The sequence below is a fragment of the Rossellomorea sp. NPDC071047 genome (assembly GCF_050270195.1).
In the GTDB taxonomy this organism is placed as follows: Bacteria; Bacillota; Bacilli; order Bacillales; family Bacillaceae_B; genus Rossellomorea.
Genome location: NZ_JBNNJT010000001.1, coordinates 515206 through 536238 on the forward strand (window position 1 = coordinate 515206; position 21033 = coordinate 536238).

Annotated in this window: 19 protein-coding genes and 1 other RNA gene; 17 read left to right on the forward strand and 3 right to left on the reverse strand. The window is 40.7% G+C overall.

Annotated elements, in window-relative coordinates; all coding sequences use genetic code 11:
* Positions 1–15 precede the first annotated feature (15 nt).
* The 10 genes from ACQKFO_RS02635 (at position 16) to ACQKFO_RS02680 (ending at position 10016) form a co-directional block, all read left to right on the forward strand.
* Entirely contained in the window at positions 16–1299 is a 1284-nt protein-coding gene (locus ACQKFO_RS02635; protein ID WP_427596730.1) for a ribonuclease H-like domain-containing protein, read from the forward strand.
* 335 nt (positions 1300–1634) lie between these two features.
* The gene (locus ACQKFO_RS02640) at positions 1635–1964 is read left to right on the forward strand and encodes a CotD family spore coat protein (RefSeq protein ID WP_427596731.1); all 330 of its coding nucleotides are present in this window, start codon (positions 1635–1637) and stop codon (positions 1962–1964) included.
* 257 nt (positions 1965–2221) lie between these two features.
* Complete coding sequence (locus ACQKFO_RS02645) at positions 2222–2779, forward strand: DUF1273 domain-containing protein (RefSeq protein ID WP_427596732.1); 558 nt, start codon at positions 2222–2224, stop codon at positions 2777–2779.
* A gap of 117 nt (positions 2780–2896) precedes the next feature.
* Positions 2897–3205: a cell division regulator GpsB gene (gpsB, locus tag ACQKFO_RS02650; protein WP_427596733.1), complete on the forward strand. Its 309-nt coding sequence runs from the start codon at positions 2897–2899 to the stop codon at positions 3203–3205.
* A 60-nt stretch (positions 3206–3265) separates the two neighbouring features.
* An RNA gene (rnpB, locus tag ACQKFO_RS02655) (RNase P RNA component class B) lies at positions 3266–3651 on the forward strand.
* Positions 3652–3803: 152 nt separating this feature from the next.
* Positions 3804–4943 carry a THUMP domain-containing class I SAM-dependent RNA methyltransferase gene (locus ACQKFO_RS02660; protein WP_149156889.1) on the forward strand — a complete coding sequence of 380 codons (1140 nt, stop codon included), beginning with the start codon at positions 3804–3806 and terminating at the stop codon, positions 4941–4943.
* Positions 4944–5039: 96 nt separating this feature from the next.
* Positions 5040–5213, forward strand: coding sequence for a hypothetical protein (locus tag ACQKFO_RS02665; protein ID WP_187443267.1), 174 nt, complete (start codon positions 5040–5042; stop codon positions 5211–5213).
* Between the two features lie 701 nt (positions 5214–5914).
* Positions 5915–7840, forward strand: coding sequence for an ATP-dependent DNA helicase (locus ACQKFO_RS02670; RefSeq protein ID WP_427596735.1), 1926 nt, complete (start codon positions 5915–5917; stop codon positions 7838–7840).
* A gap of 171 nt (positions 7841–8011) precedes the next feature.
* A complete protein-coding gene (locus ACQKFO_RS02675; protein ID WP_427596736.1) occupies positions 8012–9526 on the forward strand; it encodes a carboxypeptidase M32 in 1515 nt (504 codons plus the stop codon).
* 22 nt (positions 9527–9548) lie between these two features.
* Positions 9549–10016, forward strand: a complete 468-nt coding sequence (locus ACQKFO_RS02680; RefSeq protein ID WP_427596737.1) for a GyrI-like domain-containing protein — start codon at positions 9549–9551, stop codon at positions 10014–10016.
* Positions 10017–10048: 32 nt separating this feature from the next.
* Here ACQKFO_RS02680 and ACQKFO_RS02685 read toward each other — a convergent pair whose 3' ends face one another.
* Positions 10049–11695: a b(o/a)3-type cytochrome-c oxidase subunit 1 gene (locus ACQKFO_RS02685; protein WP_427596738.1), complete on the reverse strand. Its 1647-nt coding sequence runs from the start codon at positions 11693–11695 to the stop codon at positions 10049–10051.
* Between the two features lies 1 nt (position 11696).
* Entirely contained in the window at positions 11697–12173 is a 477-nt protein-coding gene (locus tag ACQKFO_RS02690; protein ID WP_427596740.1) for a cytochrome c oxidase subunit II, read from the reverse strand.
* 380 nt (positions 12174–12553) lie between these two features.
* Here ACQKFO_RS02690 and ACQKFO_RS02695 point away from each other — a divergent pair, with 380 nt between their 5' ends.
* Entirely contained in the window at positions 12554–12688 is a 135-nt protein-coding gene (locus ACQKFO_RS02695) for a hypothetical protein (RefSeq protein WP_427596741.1), read from the forward strand.
* A gap of 67 nt (positions 12689–12755) precedes the next feature.
* Positions 12756–13526 carry an SDR family NAD(P)-dependent oxidoreductase gene (locus ACQKFO_RS02700; protein WP_427596743.1) on the forward strand — a complete coding sequence of 257 codons (771 nt, stop codon included), beginning with the start codon at positions 12756–12758 and terminating at the stop codon, positions 13524–13526.
* 56 nt (positions 13527–13582) lie between these two features.
* On the opposite strand, the gene ACQKFO_RS02705 is transcribed toward ACQKFO_RS02700, so the two are convergent.
* Positions 13583–14032: a chemotaxis protein CheX gene (locus ACQKFO_RS02705; protein WP_427596744.1), complete on the reverse strand. Its 450-nt coding sequence runs from the start codon at positions 14030–14032 to the stop codon at positions 13583–13585.
* A 202-nt stretch (positions 14033–14234) separates the two neighbouring features.
* Between ACQKFO_RS02705 and ACQKFO_RS02710 the strand changes: the two genes are divergently transcribed.
* From ACQKFO_RS02710 to ACQKFO_RS02730, 5 genes are all read left to right on the forward strand, one after another.
* Positions 14235–15305: a type III polyketide synthase gene (locus tag ACQKFO_RS02710; RefSeq protein ID WP_427596745.1), complete on the forward strand. Its 1071-nt coding sequence runs from the start codon at positions 14235–14237 to the stop codon at positions 15303–15305.
* Positions 15305–15871, forward strand: coding sequence for an isoprenylcysteine carboxyl methyltransferase family protein (locus tag ACQKFO_RS02715; protein WP_427596746.1), 567 nt, complete (start codon positions 15305–15307; stop codon positions 15869–15871). The genes ACQKFO_RS02710 and ACQKFO_RS02715 overlap by 1 nt, the downstream gene beginning before the upstream one ends.
* Before the next feature lie 95 nt (positions 15872–15966).
* Positions 15967–16137, forward strand: a complete 171-nt coding sequence (locus ACQKFO_RS02720) for a hypothetical protein (RefSeq protein WP_427596747.1) — start codon at positions 15967–15969, stop codon at positions 16135–16137.
* Positions 16138–16318: 181 nt separating this feature from the next.
* Complete coding sequence (locus ACQKFO_RS02725; protein WP_427596748.1) at positions 16319–19936, forward strand: dynamin family protein; 3618 nt, start codon at positions 16319–16321, stop codon at positions 19934–19936.
* 199 nt (positions 19937–20135) lie between these two features.
* Positions 20136–20966, forward strand: a complete 831-nt coding sequence (locus ACQKFO_RS02730; protein WP_427596750.1) for a sulfurtransferase — start codon at positions 20136–20138, stop codon at positions 20964–20966.
* Positions 20967–21033: the final 67 nt, after the last annotated feature.

The window sequence follows — 21033 nt, forward strand, 5'->3', positions numbered from 1 at the left end:
AAGGAGGGAATCAATATGTCACTAAAAAATAAATTATCCAGAATGAAAAAACATATAATTAGAGAAAAGGACGATGAAGAGAAGAAAAGTCAGCCTCCCATTTTAGATCAGGAATCGGTAGACTTGCCATTTCTTGATTTATGGAAACAAAATGGTGCCACTGTGTACAAAATTGACGGTGATTTTTGTCTGGTGAGAGAGAAGCGATATCCAATCGATCATCGTCATGGAGACTACACGTTTAAAGATTTTATTAGTGCGGTGGATGCCTGGCAAGACTTTTCAGGTGTTCATCCCTTGTCTTCTAAAGGGCATACTCATGAGCAATTGTTTTTCTTTGATACGGAAACGACCGGTTTAGGTGGGGGGGTTGGAAATACTATCTTCTTACTAGGGCATGGGAGGGTGACAGAAACAGAGGTGATTGTGACCCAGCATTTTTTACCTCAACCGGGAAGTGAAATACCTCTTTATCACAGTTTTTTAAGCCATGTGGATTATAACACACTCGTGACATATAACGGAAAAGCGTTTGATTGGCCACAAGTAAAGACAAGGCATACCCTCATTAAAGATCATGTTCCAAAATTGCCTGCATTTGGGCATTTTGACCTTTATCATGGATCCAGAAGACTCTTCAAGCACAAGTTAGAATCTGTAAAGTTAATAAACGTAGAGCGAAAAATCCTTGGATTTAATAGAGTAGACGATGTTCCGGGATATTTAGCCCCTATGATTTATTTTGATTATATCGAACGTAAGGATCCGGAAGGTATATTCAAGGTTATGACTCATAATGAGCTGGATATCTTGTCATTGATCACTCTATATACGCATTTGACGTTTCAACTATTGAATGTCCATAAGGAAGCAACTGACCATGAGCGTTTCGAGGTCGGGAGATGGCTTGAATACACGGGTAATAGAGAGATTGCAAAAGAACGCTACCAGGAGATTATTAAAGAGGATGATAGGACGAATTATGAGGCTATGCATTTCCTCGCTTTTCAATACAAGAAAGACAATGAGGAGAGGAAGGCCATAGAGTTATGGGAACGAATGTGGAAAGAAGCCCCTATTTCCATTAGAAAAGTCGTATTGTTGGAACTGGCTAAATTGTATGAGCACAAAACGAAGAATTTCCAATTAGCATTAGAAAGATGTGACCAACTCGAATCACTGCTGATAGAAACTAAGGAAGCAAACAGTCAAAAGCACAAGGTCTTTATAGGTAAACTTCATCATCGAAAGAGCCGGTTAAGAAGAAAATTGAATAAGAATTCAGACCATCCATCCTAGATACACAAATTTTTATAAATAATACTAAAAAAGTGGTTCAAACTCCTTATTTTTATATTGAGAATTTTCAAAAGTAGATGTAAAATAGTTAATTGTGTTGAAAATATTTAATATTTAGATGGGATGATGAAAATGAACCGAGCGATCTTAATTTTGTTCTTTGTCGTCATTGGTTTAACAGCTTTTGTTTTTACCAATTATCCACAAAGTTTATATAGCTTTATGTAAGCCTGCAAAATGTTTTCCTAAAAATAGGTATTTGCATTAGTACATGTACCCTCTTCATTTCATAGGCTATTAATGTAATAACTAAGAGATGAAAGGAGAGCGTTTCGATGTATAAAAGACCAAGACCTAATCAAGTACTTCCTGCAGTCATGCACCCGACGAAATGTTGTGTGAATCAGTCATGCAACACCTTTGAGGTGCCACACATTCACCCTACACACACAACAAATGTAAATAATGTTATGTATCAACATAAACATTATTTCCCACAAACACAATCACAAGTAGACAGTGTTTCACACCAACATTTCAACTGTGGCGGTGGACCGGGTGGACCAGGAGGACCTCAAGGCCCAGGAGGCCCGGGGTTTGGCCCGGGATTCGGACCTGGACCGCGCCCAAGACCACCATTCGGACCATATGGTATGGGACGATAATATTCTGAGTGAAGACTTCAGAGGGATGCCTCTAAGAGGTTAGTTTCAATTGCAGAGTGATACACTGTGTCACTCTGCAAAAGTGACTAATGACCATTAGAGCCATCTCTTCTTTATGATGGTGAATGTTAAATGTTAGAATGAGATCTTGACCTCGTACTTCGTAAAATATGTTACAATAGAGTGTAAAGGATTGGGGCACACTAAGCTTTAAAGAGACTTGTTTGTCCTGAAAGTTTAATGAAGGAGTTTTGCATTTGAGTAATGTTGCGTGCATAACCGGATATAAATCCTTTGAACTGGGAGTTTTTAAGCAGGATGACAAAGCAATTTACTACATAAAGCAGGCTTTAAAGAAGGAATTGGTTTCTCTTTTGGAAGAAGATTTAGAATGGGTACTCATTAGTGGCCAACTTGGGGTTGAGCTTTGGGGAGCAGAAGTGGTGTTTGAGCTTCAGGAAGATTACCCTGATCTTAAACTGGCTATATTAACTCCATTTCTCTCTCAAGAAGAAAATTGGAACGACGCCAATAAAGAGTACTATGAGCTCATTCTTTCTCAAGCTGATTTTGTCGAGTCAATCTCAAAAGAACCTTACAAGAGTCCACAGCAATTTCGAAACAAAAATCAGTTATTCTTGCAAAAAAGCCAAGCGTTAGTGATACTGTACGATGAAGAGAAAGAAGGCTCACCCAGGTACTTCTATCAAGAAGCGAAGAAGAAGAAAGAAGCTGATCCTTCCTTTGAAATAAGGGCGATCAACTTCCATGATCTGCAATGGGTCGTCGAAGAAGAGCAGTGGAAGAATGAGTAGAGGATGTTTTATCACTCATTAACTCTTCGGAAATTGTATAAACCCCGAAAACAATTATAATTGACAAACTGATGGTTATTTGAAAAAATGATAGTGATAAATATAGAGGTGAATATAATGATCTCAGATAAAGTGAAACTAACCGCAAAGGATATCCTGGAAAAAGAATTCAAAAGTGGCATGCGGGGATATAAACCAGAAGACGTAGATAAATTTTTAGATTTGATTATTAAAGATTATGAAACCTTCCATCAAGAAATAGAAGATCTGCAACAAGAGAACCTGCGATTGAAGAAACAATTGGAGGGAGCAAGTAAGCAACGCTCCGCTGCTCCGGCTCAACAGACAGGCACAACGAATTTCGATATTCTTAAGCGCTTGTCTAATTTAGAGAAACACGTATTTGGTAACAAATTGTATGACTGATATTTCCAGTTGAATACTTGGAAGAATTACAGTATAATTAGTTATTGCTGATCCTTAATGGTGTTCGGGTAATCGCTGCAACGTTAAGTTGTAGAGGAAAGTCCATGCTCGCACGGTGCTGAGATGCACGTAGTGATCGTGCCTAGCCAATTCATAAGCTAGGGCAGCTCAAGTTTTGAGTTGACGGCAGGGAAAACACCTAAGTCCTTTGGATATGGTGTGACTACCTTGAAAGTGCCACAGTGACGAAGTCCTGTTAGAAATGGCAGGAGTGGAACGAGGTAAACCCCACGAGCGAGAAACCCAAAATTAGGTAGGGGAATCCTCTCAGAGGAAACGAACGAAGAGAGGGACAAAGGTGCTTCCTTTGTAGATAGATGATTACCACCTGAGTACGAGACGAAGAGTCGTTTGTAGTACAACGGAACAAAACATGGCTTACAGAACACTATTACGGGATAAGAGCAATATGGATTAAATAATGCAAGTGACTGATACATGCAGGTAATACACTGCTCTTTTGTATCAGTCCTTTTTATATTTAAGGAATCAAGACTATACTATTGTAATAAAGATACTTATTAACGGGGTGACGAATATGAGTACATATACATTAATTGCAACGGCCGCGATGGGCTTAGAAGCAATTGTCGCAAAAGAAGTGAAGGAATTGGGCTACGAATGTCAGGTGGATAACGGAAAAGTCATCTTCAAAGGAGATGAAACGGCTATTGCGCGAGCCAATATGTGGCTAAGGACCGCTGACAGGATTAAGATACTCGTTGGAGACTTTAAAGCGTACTCCTTTGATGAACTATTTGAAAATACAAAGAAACTGCCATGGGAAAACTTCCTTCCAGTAGACGCGGAATTTCCTGTTCAAGGGAAATCGGTCAAATCAAAGCTATACAGTGTCCCTGATTGCCAGGCGATTGTTAAAAAAGCAATCGTTGAACGTTTACGTACAGCATACAAACGTACATCATGGCTTGACGAAACGGGTCCCTTATTTAAAATCGAGGTGGCGATCCATAAAGATGTAGCAAGCATCACCCTGGATACGAGTGGACAAGGACTTCATAAGAGGGGTTATCGAATCGGACAAGGTGAGGCTCCTTTAAAAGAAACACTGGCAGCGGCCCTGATCCAATTAACGACATGGAACCCTGACCGTCCATTTGTAGATCCATTTTGCGGGTCTGGAACCATTCCGATTGAAGCGGCCTTGATCGGGCAAAATATTGCTCCAGGATTCAATCGTGAGTTTTTGTCAGAGAACTGGCCAATGATGCCTGCTGAGGTCTGGGAGAAAACACGTTTGGAAGCAGAGGATTTGGCTAACTATGATCAGCCTCTGGAAATACTGGGTACGGACATCGATCACCGAATGATCGAAGTTTCCAAAGAGAATGCAATGGAAGCAGGGCTTGGAGACCTGGTGAAATTTAAACAAATGCAAGTGAGGGACTTCACTTCAGAACTGGAATATGGCATCATCGTCGGAAACCCTCCTTATGGTGAACGATTAGGAGAAAGAAAAGAAGTGGAGAGAATGTATCAGGAAATGGGGAAAGCTTTCGAGAAGCTGGATACTTGGTCTGTTTACATGATGACTTCCCATGAAAATTTTGAGCAATGCTATGGTAAACAAGCTACGAAGAAACGTAAATTGTTTAACGGATTTATTCGAACAGATTATTATCAGTACTTTGGCCCGCGTCCGCCGAGAAAAGGGTAATCGTTTCAAGATCACGAAAAAAAGAAGAGAAGTTCAGAATATCCCTTTCGATTCCTGCGTATAATAGTTCTATCATTTTTAGAGGAGTGAAAGAGGATGGACCATTCCTTCATCGATTACCACAAAATCTACCAGGCATTACAAAGCTCAATTTCTTCCATTTCCGGAGAAGAAGGAGCAGCCATCCAAGCAGGCTTGGATGAAGCAACAAAAAACCTTGATCAGGCTTTTCAATATGAATTGTTAAGGAAAAAGAGAATATACGACTGAGTGCATTCTTTGGAGACTGGGGACATCCATACAAGTGGTAGAACTACCCTTGTATGGAGCGTCTCTTTTCTTTTGTTTAGGCTCTTTTCGTATAGTTTGTTGCTATTGTAGAGGAGAAAGTAATAGTTGATTTCCGCTCCAGGATGCTCGCTTTCCGCGGGGCTGGCGGTGAGCCTCCTCGGCTGCGCCTGCGGGGTCTCACCTGTCCAGCTATTCCCGCAGGAGTCGATCATCCTTCCGCTCCAATCAACTTTCTGAGCATGAATCCTTAATGGAAAACAATTAAAATAAGAATTTTAGCAAACAATCTCTTTTAAGGTAAGTAGAAATTGATTTTCCTTTTAAGGAAGAGGAATTATTTTTTCTAGTTACATTGTGTTCTTGCACACCTTGAAGCTCTGCCATGAAAATTCTGTTAAAGATGGTGAGGGGAACTGCGCAGACTCCGGCGGATTTTGGGCGTGCCGAGACCCCGTTCGGCTGAGCTGAGGAGGCTCGGCCGAACGCTAGCTGCAAGCGGAGCAGTTCCCCTCACCATCAAGTATGGTTGACAGAGGCCTGGCAGATTCTATTCTTGAAAACAACAATTATTGCGAAAAAAGCCATTGTTAAAGCCTTCAATTAAATAAATTACGGTTATCCCTTTTCAATAGGAAAGAATTCTAGTAAATTAGAAATATTGTGTAACGCAGGAGGTCCTCATGAGAAGAAAATTACCATTTGAATTAACCAAGGAGCAATCATTTTATGAAGCATTATCTGATTGGGTCGGTGACGTGTTTTATGATCTATTGCCTGAAAAGGGATTTGATTTAAGGGATGAACAGGTATTTATGGCCTTTCAGCTTAATCAAGCCTATAAAAATAAGCAGGTTATGTTTGCAGAAGCAGGTGTCGGTACGGGGAAAACCCTTGTCTACCTATTATATGCGTTATCTTTTGCCAGATATACCGGCAAACCTGCAATCATAGCGTGTGCTGATGAAACGCTCATTGAACAGATTGTGAAAAAAGAAGGGGACATACAGAAGCTTGAGAATGCACTGGATCTTGATATAGATGTTCGATTGGCAAAGTCCAGAGAACAATATCTATGTATAAAAAAACTTGAGGAAAAAATTCCCCAAAGCGAGGGTTACCAGGACATATGGGAGGAATTACCGGGTTTTGTACACGACAATTCTTCCATGAGAAGCTTCAGTCATTATGGGGATAGAAAAGAATATTCCCACCTATCCGATGAAGAATGGAATCAAGTTGGCTGGGATTCTCTTCAGGACTGTATGTCTTGTTCTTATCGCCATCGCTGTGGTCTTACACTTCATCGTGAACATTACCGGGGGGCAACAGACTTAATCATCTGTTCCCATGATTTTTATATGGAACATATTTGGACGAAAGACTCCCGCAAACGTGAAGGGCAACTGCCACTTCTGCCGGAAGCGAGCTCTGTTGTATTTGACGAAGGTCACTTATTGGAATTTGCTTCTCAAAAAGCGATGACTTACCGCATGAGAATGGAGACCCTGGAAGGCTTACTGGAGAAGCTTTCAGCGTCTGATATGAGGGAAGAAACGTTGTATGTCATTGAAGATATTATGCTGGATAATGAAAAGTGGTTCGAGCTCCTGGAGAAAGAATCCAAAGGGGAAACTGGTTCTGAGAGACAATACATTTCCCGTTCTGAAGCCATATTACAGCAAGGAAAAGCGCTAACGGAGAAAATTGAAAATCTTTTAAATGAGCTGGTCTTTGAATCTGAAATGTATGTAATGGATGATTATTTATTAAAGGTAGTGGAAGAGTACCTTGAGCAGATTCAGTTTTCGTTGAAACTCTTCATAGATGATGAAAGAGGAATCTATTGGTTGGAAACGTCAGAAGAAGAACATACCTTTGTTGTGATGCCAAGATTGGTGGAAGAAATATTGCGAGATCGAGTCTTCTCTCAAAATATCCCATTTATCTTTTCTTCTGCCACTCTATCCTATAATGGAGACTTCTCTTATGTTTCTCAGTCCCTGGGGATTGAAAAATATGAAAAGTTCTCGGTAGATTCTCCTTATGAATACGAAGACATGATGAAAGCTTTTCTTCCTTCATTAGAAGAAGGCAGGGATTCTAAGAATCAATATGCCTTTGAGATGTTGAAGGAAAATCAAGGGAAGTCATTGATTCTCTTCTCTACTAAGGAAGAAATGAATGTCTTTAGGCAATTTCAAAAGCAGCAGGGAAATCAGGACTGGAATGTGATTTATGAAGGAGACAGAGAGATTAGTGAAACGGTACAGCAGTTTCAGCAGGAAACCTTTACAGTTCTTTGCTCCTATCATTTATGGGAAGGTTTGGACGTGCCTGGAGAGTCACTTTCCCAAGTCATAATCTATTCACTCCCATTCCCTCCTATGGATCCTGTGTTTGATGCGAAACGAAATCATGCTGAAAATTCAGTGGAAGAAGTGGATATTCCCTACATGCTCCTTCGAATGAGACAGGGAATTGGCCGATTGATTCGGACGAGCGAGGATCAAGGAAGCATTCATGTCTTGGTCAATGGTCATGAAGCACCTTATAAACAGCTGGTAGAATCCGTATTACCAGTTGGAATTGAAGTATTGAATTCATAAAGTGTTGTAAAAGCCGCCTGAATTGGCGGTTTTTTTGGTCCTTACTTTAGGGGCATAGCCTCTTGGACTAATACTAGGTTTCTCAGCGTCCCTCTATCAATCATTCCAACCCAAGTTGCCAGAAAAATATGATAAAATAGATTGAATGTTAAAAAAGGGGGCTTATTTATAATGAAAGAATCAGTAATAGAAACAAAAGATCGTTTCCATGATTATGTAAAAAAAATGACTGCCTACAACGAAGCGCTTGGCTTGATGTTCTGGGATTTACGGACAGGTGCTCCGAAAAATGGCGTAGAACAACGATCTGAAGTCATTGGAATGCTTTCATCTGAGCTTTTTGGAATGTCGACCTCCAATGAAATGGCTGCATACCTGGCTAAACTGTCGCCAGAAATGGACAAATTGGACAACATGACACAAAAACTATTAGAAGAGTGTCAAAAAGAGTATGATCGGAATAAAAAAATTCCCGCTACTGAATATAGAGAATACGTGGTGTTACAATCGAAAGCTGAAGGTGTATGGGAAGAAGCCAAAGAAAAAGCGGATTTCACTATGTTTCAGCCCTATTTAGAAAAACTGGTGGCATTTACGAAACGCTTTATTGATTATTGGGGCTACGAAGATAACAAATATAATACGTTACTGGATATGTATGAGCCAGGTGTAACGGTTGAAGTGTTAGATAAGGTATTTGGTGATCTTCGGGATCAAATTGTCCCGCTTGTACATAAGATTTCCGAATCGGAACATAAGCCACATACTGATTTCCTCTTTGAACACTTCCCAAAGGATAAGCAAAAGGATTTCAGCTTAAAGATCCTGGAGCAAATGGGGTATGATTTTAACTCCGGGAGATTGGATGAGACGGTCCATCCATTTGCGATTGGTTTAAACCCTGGTGATGTAAGGGTAACAACTAAATATGACGAGAAGGATTGGAGAACAGCCGTGTTCGGGACTATCCATGAAGGTGGTCATGCTCTGTATGAGCAGAACATTTCCAAGGATCTGATTGGTACACCACTATGCACGGGAACGTCTATGGGGATCCATGAATCTCAATCCCTGTTCTATGAAAACTTTGTAGGAAGAGATCATTCTTTCTGGAAGAAGAATTATTCGTTACTGAAGGATTACTCTTCAGGACAGTTCGATTCCGTGGAACAAGACGATTTCTACCGGGCAATCAATGAATCGAAGCCATCATTGATTCGAATCGAAGCAGATGAATTAACGTACGCGTTACACATTATCATCCGGTATGAAATCGAAAAGGGATTATTTAATGATGAGATAGACGTGAAGGATCTTCCTGAAATCTGGAATCAGAAATATGAAGAGTACTTGGGAATTCGCCCTTCCCATAACGGTGAAGGTGTCCTTCAAGATGTTCATTGGGCTGGTGGGAGCTTCGGTTACTTTCCGTCATATGCATTAGGATATATGTACGCTGCGCAGTTTAAGCGTGCCATGTTGAAAGATCTTCCCCATTATGAAGAGCTGTTGGAAGAGGGAAATCTTGTCCCCATCAGAGAATGGCTGACGACAAACGTCCATCAGTGGGGGAAAATGAAAAAACCGCTGGAAATCATCAGGGAAGTTACTGGAGAAGGGCTAAATGCCCAATACTTGGCCGAGTATTTAACGGAGAAGTATTCAAAGGTATATTCCTTGAATTAACGAATACATTGGAGGCAAAATCATGGAAATTAACGTTGCATCACTAGAGGATAAATTGCTTGTTGGAATAGGCTGGACAGGTCCATATGGAAAAGGGGCTGAGATCCCGAGACTATTCACTAAGTTTCTACAGATGATCCCATCCATTCACCACATCAATGGAGATGAATGCATATACGCTCCTTTCCATGACAGAGCGACTGATTTTACGTATTATTGTACCGTAGAGGTTGATCGTGTGGAAAAGCTTCCACCGGGGTTAGTGGAACTGTCTCTCCCTGCAGGCGTCTATGCTCACGCTCTTTATGAAGGGCTGTCAACGGAAGTAGAACAAGCCTACTTTTCGATCTTTAATTGGATTAAGGAAAATGGCTATGAAAAAGACTACTCCAGACTGAGTGTCGAGAAGTATCTATCTCAGGATAGAGAGATCAACGAAACGGAAGATAAGCGGAAGTTAGAGTTGTTTGTTCCAATTAAAGAGAAATAGAATAGAGGCTGCCCGAGGCAGCCTCTTTTCGTTTACCATAAACGGTAACCCTTGGATGCAGGAGGCGCATTTTGGATCATGTCTATGAACGGAACGGTATAGGCAACAAGGATGAGGGCTGCTAAGATGGTTAACCAAATCCTCCAGTTTTCAAGAGCCATTGGTGTTTTCTCAGCAGCTTCGGTTTTTTCACCGACTGGGAATTCTTCCTCTCCTTTAGGGGCGAAGAATGCCAGATTGATAAAGATGTATAGAACCAGAATGATCCCGATAAAAAGAATCGTTCCCCCGATGGCCTGTGCGACTTGATACGGAATCCATTCAAGGGCTTGCGGTGCATCCCCATAAGTTGAAAAAGAGGATCTTCTTGGTGCGCCGAGTAATCCGACAGCATGCATGGCACCTGACATGATGCCCATTCCTATAGACCAAACAATGGCTTGCACGATCGCCAGCTTGTTCATTGCTTTCGTCAAAACGCGTCCTGTTAAATGAGGCACGAGCCAATAGGCAATACCGAAGAATGTCAAGACAACAGAAGTGGCCAAGGTTAAGTGAAAGTGACCGGTAACCCAGATGGTGTTATGAACAACCTGGTTCATCTGGTTCGATGCATTGATTAATCCGCCTGCTCCGGCTGGGATGAAGGCAACCATGCCGATAAATGGCACTGTAAAGCGGGCATCTCCCCATGGTAACTTTCTAAACCATCCAAACAATCCGGTAGCTCCTTTGGATCTGCCGTACATTTCAAAGGTTGCGAACAGGGAAAATGCAGTCATCAAGGAAGGAATGACAACCATAAAGGTAAGAACTACCTGTAAAAACTTCCAATACGCGTCGATTCCCGGTTCCACTAATTGGTGATGAAAACCTACAGGAATAGAGAATAAGAGGAACAATATAAAGGAAAGTCTGGCTAAAGAATCTGAAAATATTTTTCCGCCAATGATTTTTGGAATGATGACATACCATGCCATATAGGCAGGCAGCAGCCAAAAATATACAAGGGGATGCCCGAAATACCAGAATAATGTTCTGCTTACGAGTACATCCACCCGATCAACGAGACCAAGAGACCAGGGAAGGAGCTGGAATGAAACCGTTCCTGCCACACCAATGGTGGCTACAATCCATAAGACGTTATTGATGATGGCCATGAATGTTAACAGAGGGCTTGGTTGTCCAGGGTTTTCTTTTCGCCAGCTTACATATTTGATGATCATGCCGGCTCCACCCAACCAGCTTCCAACAACGACGAAGGTCAACCCTAAGTAGAATATCCAGTGGGCCTGCAAAGGAGCATAGAAAGTATAAAGTACAGTTGCTTCATTTAATAGAATCATAATAGCGGCCATGATTGTGCCGATAAGCATGACCCAGAAGCCTAACCAGCCAAACAAGCGGGATTTCCCGGAATAGGTACCGGAAGTTCGCGAAATGGCAGCATGCTGGAATCCTAAGATGAAGAAAGTGGTCAATACCAATCCCAGTAATACTCCGTGAACCGTTAACACCTGATAGTAGCCGATTCCTGCAGGCAATGTGAACTTCCCTGACCTTACCAACACTTGTAATAATCCTGCCAATCCACCTAGAGCCAGGGCAATAAATCCTACATAAATATGTGCCATCGCCAATGTTGCATCTTTTTTATCAATCCTTACAAATCGTTTCATTTTAGTCCACCACCTTAATCATAGATTTCATTGTGTGATGACCTACACCACAATATTCATTACAAACAACTAGAAATTCCCCTGTCTTATCAAGGGTTGTAGTATATTCACTAACAAACCCGGGTTCAAGCATCATATTAATATTTGTCCCTGCGACTTCAAATCCGTGAACAACATCTTTTGTTGTGGCGATGATTTTAAGTGTAGATCCTTTTGGTATTTCAATTTCCCCGGGTGTGTAGAGAAATGCAGATGCGACAAACACTAATTCGTAATCCCAAGCCTTTCCTTCTACTTTCTTCAATCCCGGATCGTTAAAAGGCGAGGTTTTATCCACTTGCTCAGGATTGACGTATGCCTTTGCGCTTGGAGGTTGATGTCCTTGGTGAAAAGCACTGATGCCCAAAATAATTAAAAATAATATAAGAGACCCTGTTCCTAACGTTAACCACCATTTTTCATAACGATGCATGTGCATGTAAACCACTCCTTCAAAATTAAAAACGATTTAAAAATAGGATGAAGACCCCTAGCCATGTAAGCACTAAAAATCCACCTAAAAACAGGACCGAAGTAAATGTACCTTTTAATGAGGTAGACTCTTCGACCTTAACCTCTGTTTTTTGATGCAATTCAGGTTTCGGCATATCACTCATTCCTTCCATCTATTGGATGATTGATTTTGTTATCACTATCATAAAGGTATAAACCACTATGAATCTGTGATAAATGTCACAGGTTACTTGAAATGTTGTGAAATAAATGTGAAGTCAGGGAGGGATAGGTCTATTAATGGGTTCACATGTGTCAGGAATGTGCATAGAGTGTATGAATGAGCAACTCATGGGAGGCTATCAGATGGAAAAATATTATTGTAAACAGTGCTGCAAGATTTATTCTGAGAAAATGGTTTGTCCTCAATGTCATATCGATGTCGAGGGGAAAATCATTATTCATGTTCAAAATGGACAAGGAAATAAGAAAAAAAGTTAAAGTTTTCTCAATAAAGGGACTATGTTAATATATAGAAGATTCAAAAAATGGGCGAGGTGGTGTGAGGATGTATTTACCTTCATTTTCATTAAACGATAAATTGGCAGTGGTCACCGGAGCAGGCCGTGGAATTGGACGAGCTCTCAGTATTGGTTTAGCAGAAGCAGGAGCGGATGTTGTCCTGCTATCTAGAACGCGGAATGATTTAGAAGATGTGGCAATTGAAATAGAAAAGCTGGGTAGAAAGGCGTATATCATCCCTACAGATGTAACATCAAGGGAGGAAATTCGAAAAGCGATTGCTTACATAGAAGATCAAAAACGTTCCATTGATATTTTGATTAATAACACAGGAATGAATATCCGTTCTACTGCCCTTGAAGTTACGGATCATGAGTGGCAAACCATCATGGATACAAATTTGAAATCTGCTTTTATGATGAGTCAGGAAACAGGTAAACATATGAAGGAAAAGAAGCAGGGGAAAATCATTAACATAGCGTCTGTTGCTGGTCATGTTGCCTTACGTACGGGGGTTGTGTACGCTTCAACGAAGGCGGCCATGATTCAAATGACCAAGGTTTTAGCCATGGAATGGGGAAAATACAATATCAATGTGAATAGTATCGGGCCTTGGTATTTTAAAACACCATTAACGGAAGAATTATTGCAAAATGAAGAATATGTAAACGATATTTTGGCCGTAACACCTTTAAAAAGAATCGGTGAACTGGAAGAACTTGTGGGACCGGCTGTTTTCCTATCCTCGGATGCTTCGAATTATGTTACCGGTCAAACCATTTTTGTAGATGGCGGCATGACGATTCAAGGTTTCTAAACACTAAAAGGCTAACCAATATACTTGAGGTTAGCCTTTTATCTATTTCAGCGCAATTATTCAATCATTAGAATCACTAAGAAATGTCCCACATTCTCAATGACTATCGGCAGCTTAAGGGCTTTTTCGAACCCGTACATTTTTGATTGACCAACAATGACGGTAGGGGGAGTGATGTCCAGGGTATGGCCGGCTTGAGCTAATAAAGTAGCAAGGTTGCCTGCAATCATGTTTCCTAATTCACCTGCAAAAGATTCAAGCATTTCTCCTTCTAATGGCATACCGAACATTGAAGCCCCAAGGGATTGAAAGCACTCTTCTTCACCATCTATAATCATTCGGCCCCTTACATCCCCGGTAATTCCAATGAGTACACCGATTTTATGCTGACTAAAGGGCTCAGTCAATAACGAGGGCTGTAGAACGTCAATGTATAAGGGAATCACCCCTTTAATGGCTTCAATTGAACTATTTAAAATATCTGTTACACTTCTCGTTAAAATCATGTCGTATCCTCCGCTATTTTGTCACTGTAATCATACCATAATACCCGGTACTAAAGATGTGTTATTTAGCACTATTTTCATAATGATGAATTTTTTGGAGGATCTAAATTCCTTTGTTGATAATATAAGAAGAATCCAATACATGATTTGTGAATGATTGGAAAAGCTATCCTTACATGGAAGTGTAAGGAGTGATTTGATTATGCCCAAAATTCTCTCAGTTGAAACCGAGATTCCCCCTGTGAAAATTACGCAAAAAGAAGCGGCGGAATTTGCGAAACAGTTGTTTTCCAAAAGTTTTAAAGATATCGGACGTCTTCTCTCCGTGTTTGAAAATGGTGAAATAGACAGCCGTTATTTCGTAAAAGATATCGACTGGTTCTCAGAAGAACATACCTTTCAAGAAAAGAATGATGAATTTATTCATCATGCAGTTGATTTAGGCAGCAAAGTTGTTAAGAAGAGCTTATCCCGACATCAACTTACATTAGAAGATATTGATACGATTATTACGATATCAACCTCAGGTATCGCGACACCAAGTCTCGAAGCGAGAATCATGAATCTTCTTCCATTCTCACCTCATGTAAAGCGAATACCAATTTGGGGATTGGGGTGTGCTGGTGGAGCGAGTGGATTGTCACGTGCTTATGAGTACTGTTTAGCATTTCCTAAAGCGAATGTTCTCGTCCTTTCCATTGAACTCTGTTCTCTCACCTTTCAGCATGGAGATCGGTCAAAGAGCAATCTGATTGGTACCTCTCTATTTGCGGATGGGGTGGCTTGTGCCGTAATATGTGGTGATGATAGTTCAGTGCTTAAAGGCATTACGCATCCTTTGCCAACCATTTTTGCCACTCAGTCGACACTGCTCCGGGATTCCCTTGATGTGATGGGGTGGGAAGTAAAGAATAATGGACTGTATGTGGTGTTTTCAAAGGATATACCAACCCTTGTAAGGAACTGGCTACGTCCGAATGTGGAGGGGTTCATAAACGTTAATGGTATTAGGCTTGAGGACATTAAACATTTCGTAGCTCATCCCGGCGGCAGGAAAGTGATTGAAGCCTACCAGGAAGCTTTAGGGATGGATGAAAGTATGACCTCCGAATCTATGAAGGTGTTGAAGGAATATGGGAATATGTCATCTGTAACTATCTTGTATGTGCTGAAGGAATTTATGAATAAAGGCTGTGAGCGTGGAGATATAGGCTTGGGTACTGCTTTAGGGCCGGGGTTTAGTTCAGAACTGCTTTTGATGAGGTGGGAATGATGCTCTATTTCATTCTGTTTTTTTTCGTACTGATGATTCAGAGACTTGTGGAGCTATTCATTGCCAAGTCAAATGAAAAGTGGATGAAGGAACTGGGAGCAAAAGAATATGGGCAGTCCCATTATAAAATGATGGTCGCCATCCATATAGCGTTTTTTGTTTCTTTACTAATAGAAGGAGGGATCTTTCATAAAGGAGTTAATGCCTATTGGCCTTTCCTGTTGACTGGTTTTATCCTGACTCAGCTGGGAAGAATATGGGTGATTACTTCCCTCGGGAAATATTGGAATACGAAGATCATTGTGCTTCCGAACGCTGAAGTGGTGGCGAAAGGCCCTTATAAATATTTGAAACATCCTAATTACTTTATCGTTACATTGGAATTCTTAGTTGTGCCATTGCTCTTTAATGCTTATTGGACACTTTTTATCTTTGCAATAATGAATCAATTCATTCTCTCTATCCGGATCCCACTGGAGGAAAATGCCCTCCGAATTGAAACCGATTACGAAAGGGTTCACCTTCATACTAAAGGCTGGATTCCCCTATTCAAAAAAGAAAAATAAATTTCTTATTGAAAATGATTATCGTTTTTGATATGATTCTAATTGAAGATGAAAATTATTCTCATTTATAAAATGACAAAAGGGTGGAGACAAATATGGTATGGTTTCTGATCGTATTTACTGTAATAGTGTATGGCTTCATGATGAAGTATGTTTTATCAAATGTGATGAAGGATTCAGCACAAGATAAGAAAATATCTGCATACCGGAAAAACTCAAAAACTTTTGTTCATTCAAACCTGATTGCAACCGAAACAACTCGATAGATACATAGCCTTCTTCTCCGGAAGAGGGCTTTTTTATTTTTTTCACTCAATAAACCAGCTGCATATACTGATACCGTTATCATTATTTCCTTTGCTTGATATGATTTCATAGAGAAATTGAGATAAATACGATAAAATAAAACCGTTACCATTTTTCTGAAAACAGAAAGGAACTAGTACAATGAGTCAGATAAAGCATAAACACACACAATTACATAATACATTGCAACAACTTACAGCCTACCACGATCGGTTCCTTCAATCCGGAGACGATGAGCGGGCTGCAAAGGTAGAAAGATTAGCGGAGAAATTACACAACGATGAATTGATTCTAGCCTTTTGCGGCCATTTCTCTGCAGGGAAGTCAACGATGATCAATCACTTAATGGGAGAAGAAATCCTCCCGTCTAGTCCAATCCCTACCAGTGCAAATTTAGTAAAGGTGCACCATGCACCAACGGATTTCGCAAAAATTCATTATCATCATTCCCAGAACCTATACTTTCAGGCACCGTATGAGTTTTCCACCATTAAGGACTTCTGCAAAAACGGTGAGGAGGTATACTCTGTTGAAATAGGTCGTAGTAAAAGTGAGATACCGGAGGGTGTATCCATTTTAGATACACCGGGTGTAGACAGTACGGATGATGCTCACAGATTATCAACGGAATCGGCCATCCATCTCGCGGACGCCGTCTTTTATGTAATGGATTATAACCATGTGCAATCTCAGGTGAACTTCGAGTTCACAAAGGAAATGATCCGTCATGGAGTCAAGCTTTATCTCATTGTAAATCAGATTGATAAGCACCAGGAAGAAGAATTGTCATTCAGCGACTTTAAAGAAAGTGTCGGGAATTCCTTTGCATCTTGGGGCGTTGTACCCAATGGGACGTTTTTTACAAGTTTAAAAGCTCCACATCATCCTCATAATGATCTTGAAAAATTAGAATCTTTGATTGAAGAGCAGGTGATGAAGAAAAGTGAACTGATTGAAGCTTCTGCAGAATCGGCCATCTCCCAATTGAGGTCTGAGCATGAAAAGTGGTATGAGGAAGAGCTCGGAAAAATCGAGGAAAAAGGAAGAAACATCCTGACACCTGAAGAATGGAATGACAAAGACTCCCTTCTTCAGAATGAGAAAAATTTAATTGAAACATTAACAAGAGGGAACGTAAAAGCGATAAAAGAGCATTTTGAGGAAGAAAGAAGGGAAATCCTTAAAAATGCGTATTTAATGCCGTTTGAAACAAGAGAATTAGCGAAGGATTTTCTGGAAAGCAGACAATCAGACTTTAAAGTAGGATTTTTATTTTCAAAACAAAAAACAGAAGACGAAAAAGCGGTCCGGATCCAGAAGTTTAAAGACGATATAAATACACGGATCGAGTCACAATTAGAATGGCATCTTAAGACATTGGGAAAAAACATGCTGAAAGAATACAGTCCTTCATCAGACCAACGCATGAAGTGGGATCAATTATCTCTGGAAGTGGATGAACAATTCCTCATGGATATGATCAAACCTGGTGCAGGAATAACGAGTGATTACGTTCTCCAATACTGTGATGATCTTTCAGAGGAGTTAAAGAGGAGAGCCAGGGCAGATACAAATGATTTGATTGAAGATACTTTGAATGAAATTGAAAGCGCCTCTTCAGAAGAGAATTCAGCTTTAGAGGAAGACCTTAAGGAACTCCAAAAGAAAACAGCATTCATCTATCAATGGAACACATTGAATGAAGAGAAGGTCGCCCAACTAGGAAGGTTAATGAGAGTTAAGGTCGATCAAAGACAGGCTGATCTTGTGATCAAACAATGGATAGAGAACTGGAAAGCAACAGCGGAAGATTATATTACTGCTCCTGACATGGAGACTGCTCAGAAAGAGAAAACAATTCGAACAAGGGAAGAGATTTCGCCTAAGCCACACCAAGACCAACAAGCTTCTATTGAAGAGGTTATCGAACGTTTAGAAACGATGACCAGCGTATTCAGGAGATACAAAGGTTTTGGAAAGACGGCAGATTTATTAGAAGGAAAGAAAGAGCGACTGTCCAATCAATCCTTTACCATCGCATTATTCGGTGCATTCAGTGCGGGGAAATCATCATTTGCCAATGCACTATTAGGGAAGAAAATACTCCCGGTGAGTCCGAATCCGACAACGGCCTCCATCAATCGAATCAATCCCGTATCAGAAGTCGGTGAGCATGAGACCGCTCATGTCCAAATCAAGACATACGACCAGCTATTTCAAGACATTGTTCATTCTCTATCCTATTTCAATCGCAGTGTTTCAACACTGGATGAAGCTATGGAGGTTGTCCCTGCTTTAACGAGTGAAGGCAGCGGTAAGGAAAATGTACATCTTTCATTCCTGCAGGCTTTTAATAATGGTTATCATGCCTTTAAAGAAAGTCTTGGAATGACCATTAAGGCCAATCTTGAAGAGTATAAAGGATTTGTAGCGGATGAAGCTCAAGCTTGTTTTGTGGAGTCCATTGATCTCTATTACGATTGTGATATTACAAGGCAGGGAATCACACTAGTCGATACACCAGGAGCGGATTCAATTAACGCACGTCATACGGGAGTAGCATTTGAATATATCAAAAATGCCGATGCGATACTGTTTGTGACCTATTACAACCATGCATTTGCCAAGGCAGACCGTGAATTCCTCATTCAGTTAGGCAGGGTGAAGGACACGTTTGAATTAGATAAAATGTTCTTTGTCGTCAATGCCATCGATCTTGCAAGAGACGAGGAAGAAAAAAATGAAGTGATCGACTATGTGGAGACGCAGCTGGTTCAATATGGAATCCGTTTTCCGAGGATATTTGGGGTATCTTCTCTCCATGCCCTTAAAGAATCAGATTCTGATAAGTCAGGAATGGATCTATTTAAGAAGGAATTCAAAACATTTATACAGAATGAGTTAGTGAGCATGAGTATTGAGTCCGCTCTCAATGAGTGGGATAGAGGCCTGCAACGATTTAGCCGATTTATTCTTACGGCTTCAAGTGATAAAGCGCATAAGGAAGTACGCAAACATGAGCTTAAAGATGCAAAGGTTGAGGTTCGCTCACTTATCGATACTAAATCCGTTCACCCACTTGAAATCGAAATGCAGCAAGAATCGAAGGAACTTGTCTATTATGTGAAGCAAAGGGTATTTTTCCGGGTATCCGATTTTTATAAGGAAGCCTTCCATTCAGGATTGTTTCTGCAATACTCCAACCAATCTCAAGCGATAAAGGAAGGATTAAAGGAATTTCTTGCAAGTGTCGGATTTGATCTGGCACAGGAAATGAGAGCCACCTCTCTTCGCATTCAGCAGTTTATTCAGAAACTACTGAGTGAGCAGTGGCTGGTGCTTGAAGAAGTGATTCAACAGGTGGAGAAAGAACTGGTATTATCACCTCAGGACTACAAAAACGAAAGTACCATTGAATTTGAGAACGCATTTATACAAACAGAGCTTCGATTATTCGAAGAAGCCTTTTCTACATTTAAGAATCCAAAGCATTTCTTTGAACAAGGCGGAAAAAAGATTGTTCAGGAAAGATTGGAAACATTACTTCAAGAGCCTGCAGATAGCTATTTAGAACAAGAGCAGGAACGGCTCGAAGATTGGGGTGTTTCGTATTTAAACAGAGAATTTGACGCGCTTAAAGAAGAAATGTTGATTCAGGTGATGGAGCAGATCAATTCAAATATAGATGCATTAGAGACCGTCCAGGACCTGAACAAGCTTAAGTATGATTTGGAGCAGCTCGAACAGATTCAAGCTTAAAGAAAAAAAGGAGGAAGGTCGTGGCGAATTCTTATCATTGCTGTGCTACATGTATTCACATTCGAGGAGTCAAGACTGATCAGAAGACCTCCTATTTCTGTTCCCGTCTGGGCTATGAAACTAAAACCACTTATCAATTCTCTTGCTGGGAACCTAAGGAGGAAGTACTGGCATTAATGAAGAAGAGGGGGATAATATCATGAAGGCAATTATCGATACGGATTGGCTAAAGGGTCAAATGCATGAAGAGAATCTAAGAATCATTGATTGTCGTTTTTCTCTGGGAAACCCGGCAGAGGGACGGGAGCGATACAAAGAGAGTCATGTTCCAGGTGCCGTATTTTTCGATTTGGAAAAGGATCTATCAGGATATGTGAAAAAGCATGGTGGGCGCCATCCCCTTCCGAATATGAAGAACTTTTTGCGCAAGGTTGAGGATGTCGGTATTGATAATAATACAACGGTTGTCATTTATGATGAAAAGGAAGGTGCATTCGCAGGCCGATGCTGGTGGTTGTTCCAATACATCGGTCATGAGAAGGTATATATCCTAAATGGTGGATTTGCAGCCTGGAAAAAGGCTGGAGGGAAAACAGAATCGACCGTACCTGTATTCCCATCAAAAAGCTATCGTCCAAGCTTTAATGAATCCATCATAGCTTCTCTGGATGAGGTGAGGAGTATTGCAGATGGGAATCGAGACACTCCTTTAATCGATTCCCGAAGCTGGGAAAGATACTTAGGCAAAGAAGAACCGATAGACCGCATACCGGGTCATATTCCAGGAGCCATCAATCTTCCATGGACCGAGGGTGTGAAGGATGGATATTTTATTCAAGGAGACCAGCAGAATGATCGCTTCGCCCATCTTAATAAAGATGATCCAGTGATTGTCTATTGCGGTTCAGGTGTAACAGCGACTCCTAACTTCATTTCTCTTCAGGAAGCTGGTTTCAATCATGTGAAACTTTATGTTGGAAGCTACAGTGATTGGGTATCCTACGAGGATCACAAAGTGGAGAAGGAATAAAGACGAATAGCTAATTGGAAAAGGTTCATCACTTTTCCAATTAGCTATTTATTCGTATATGTTATAC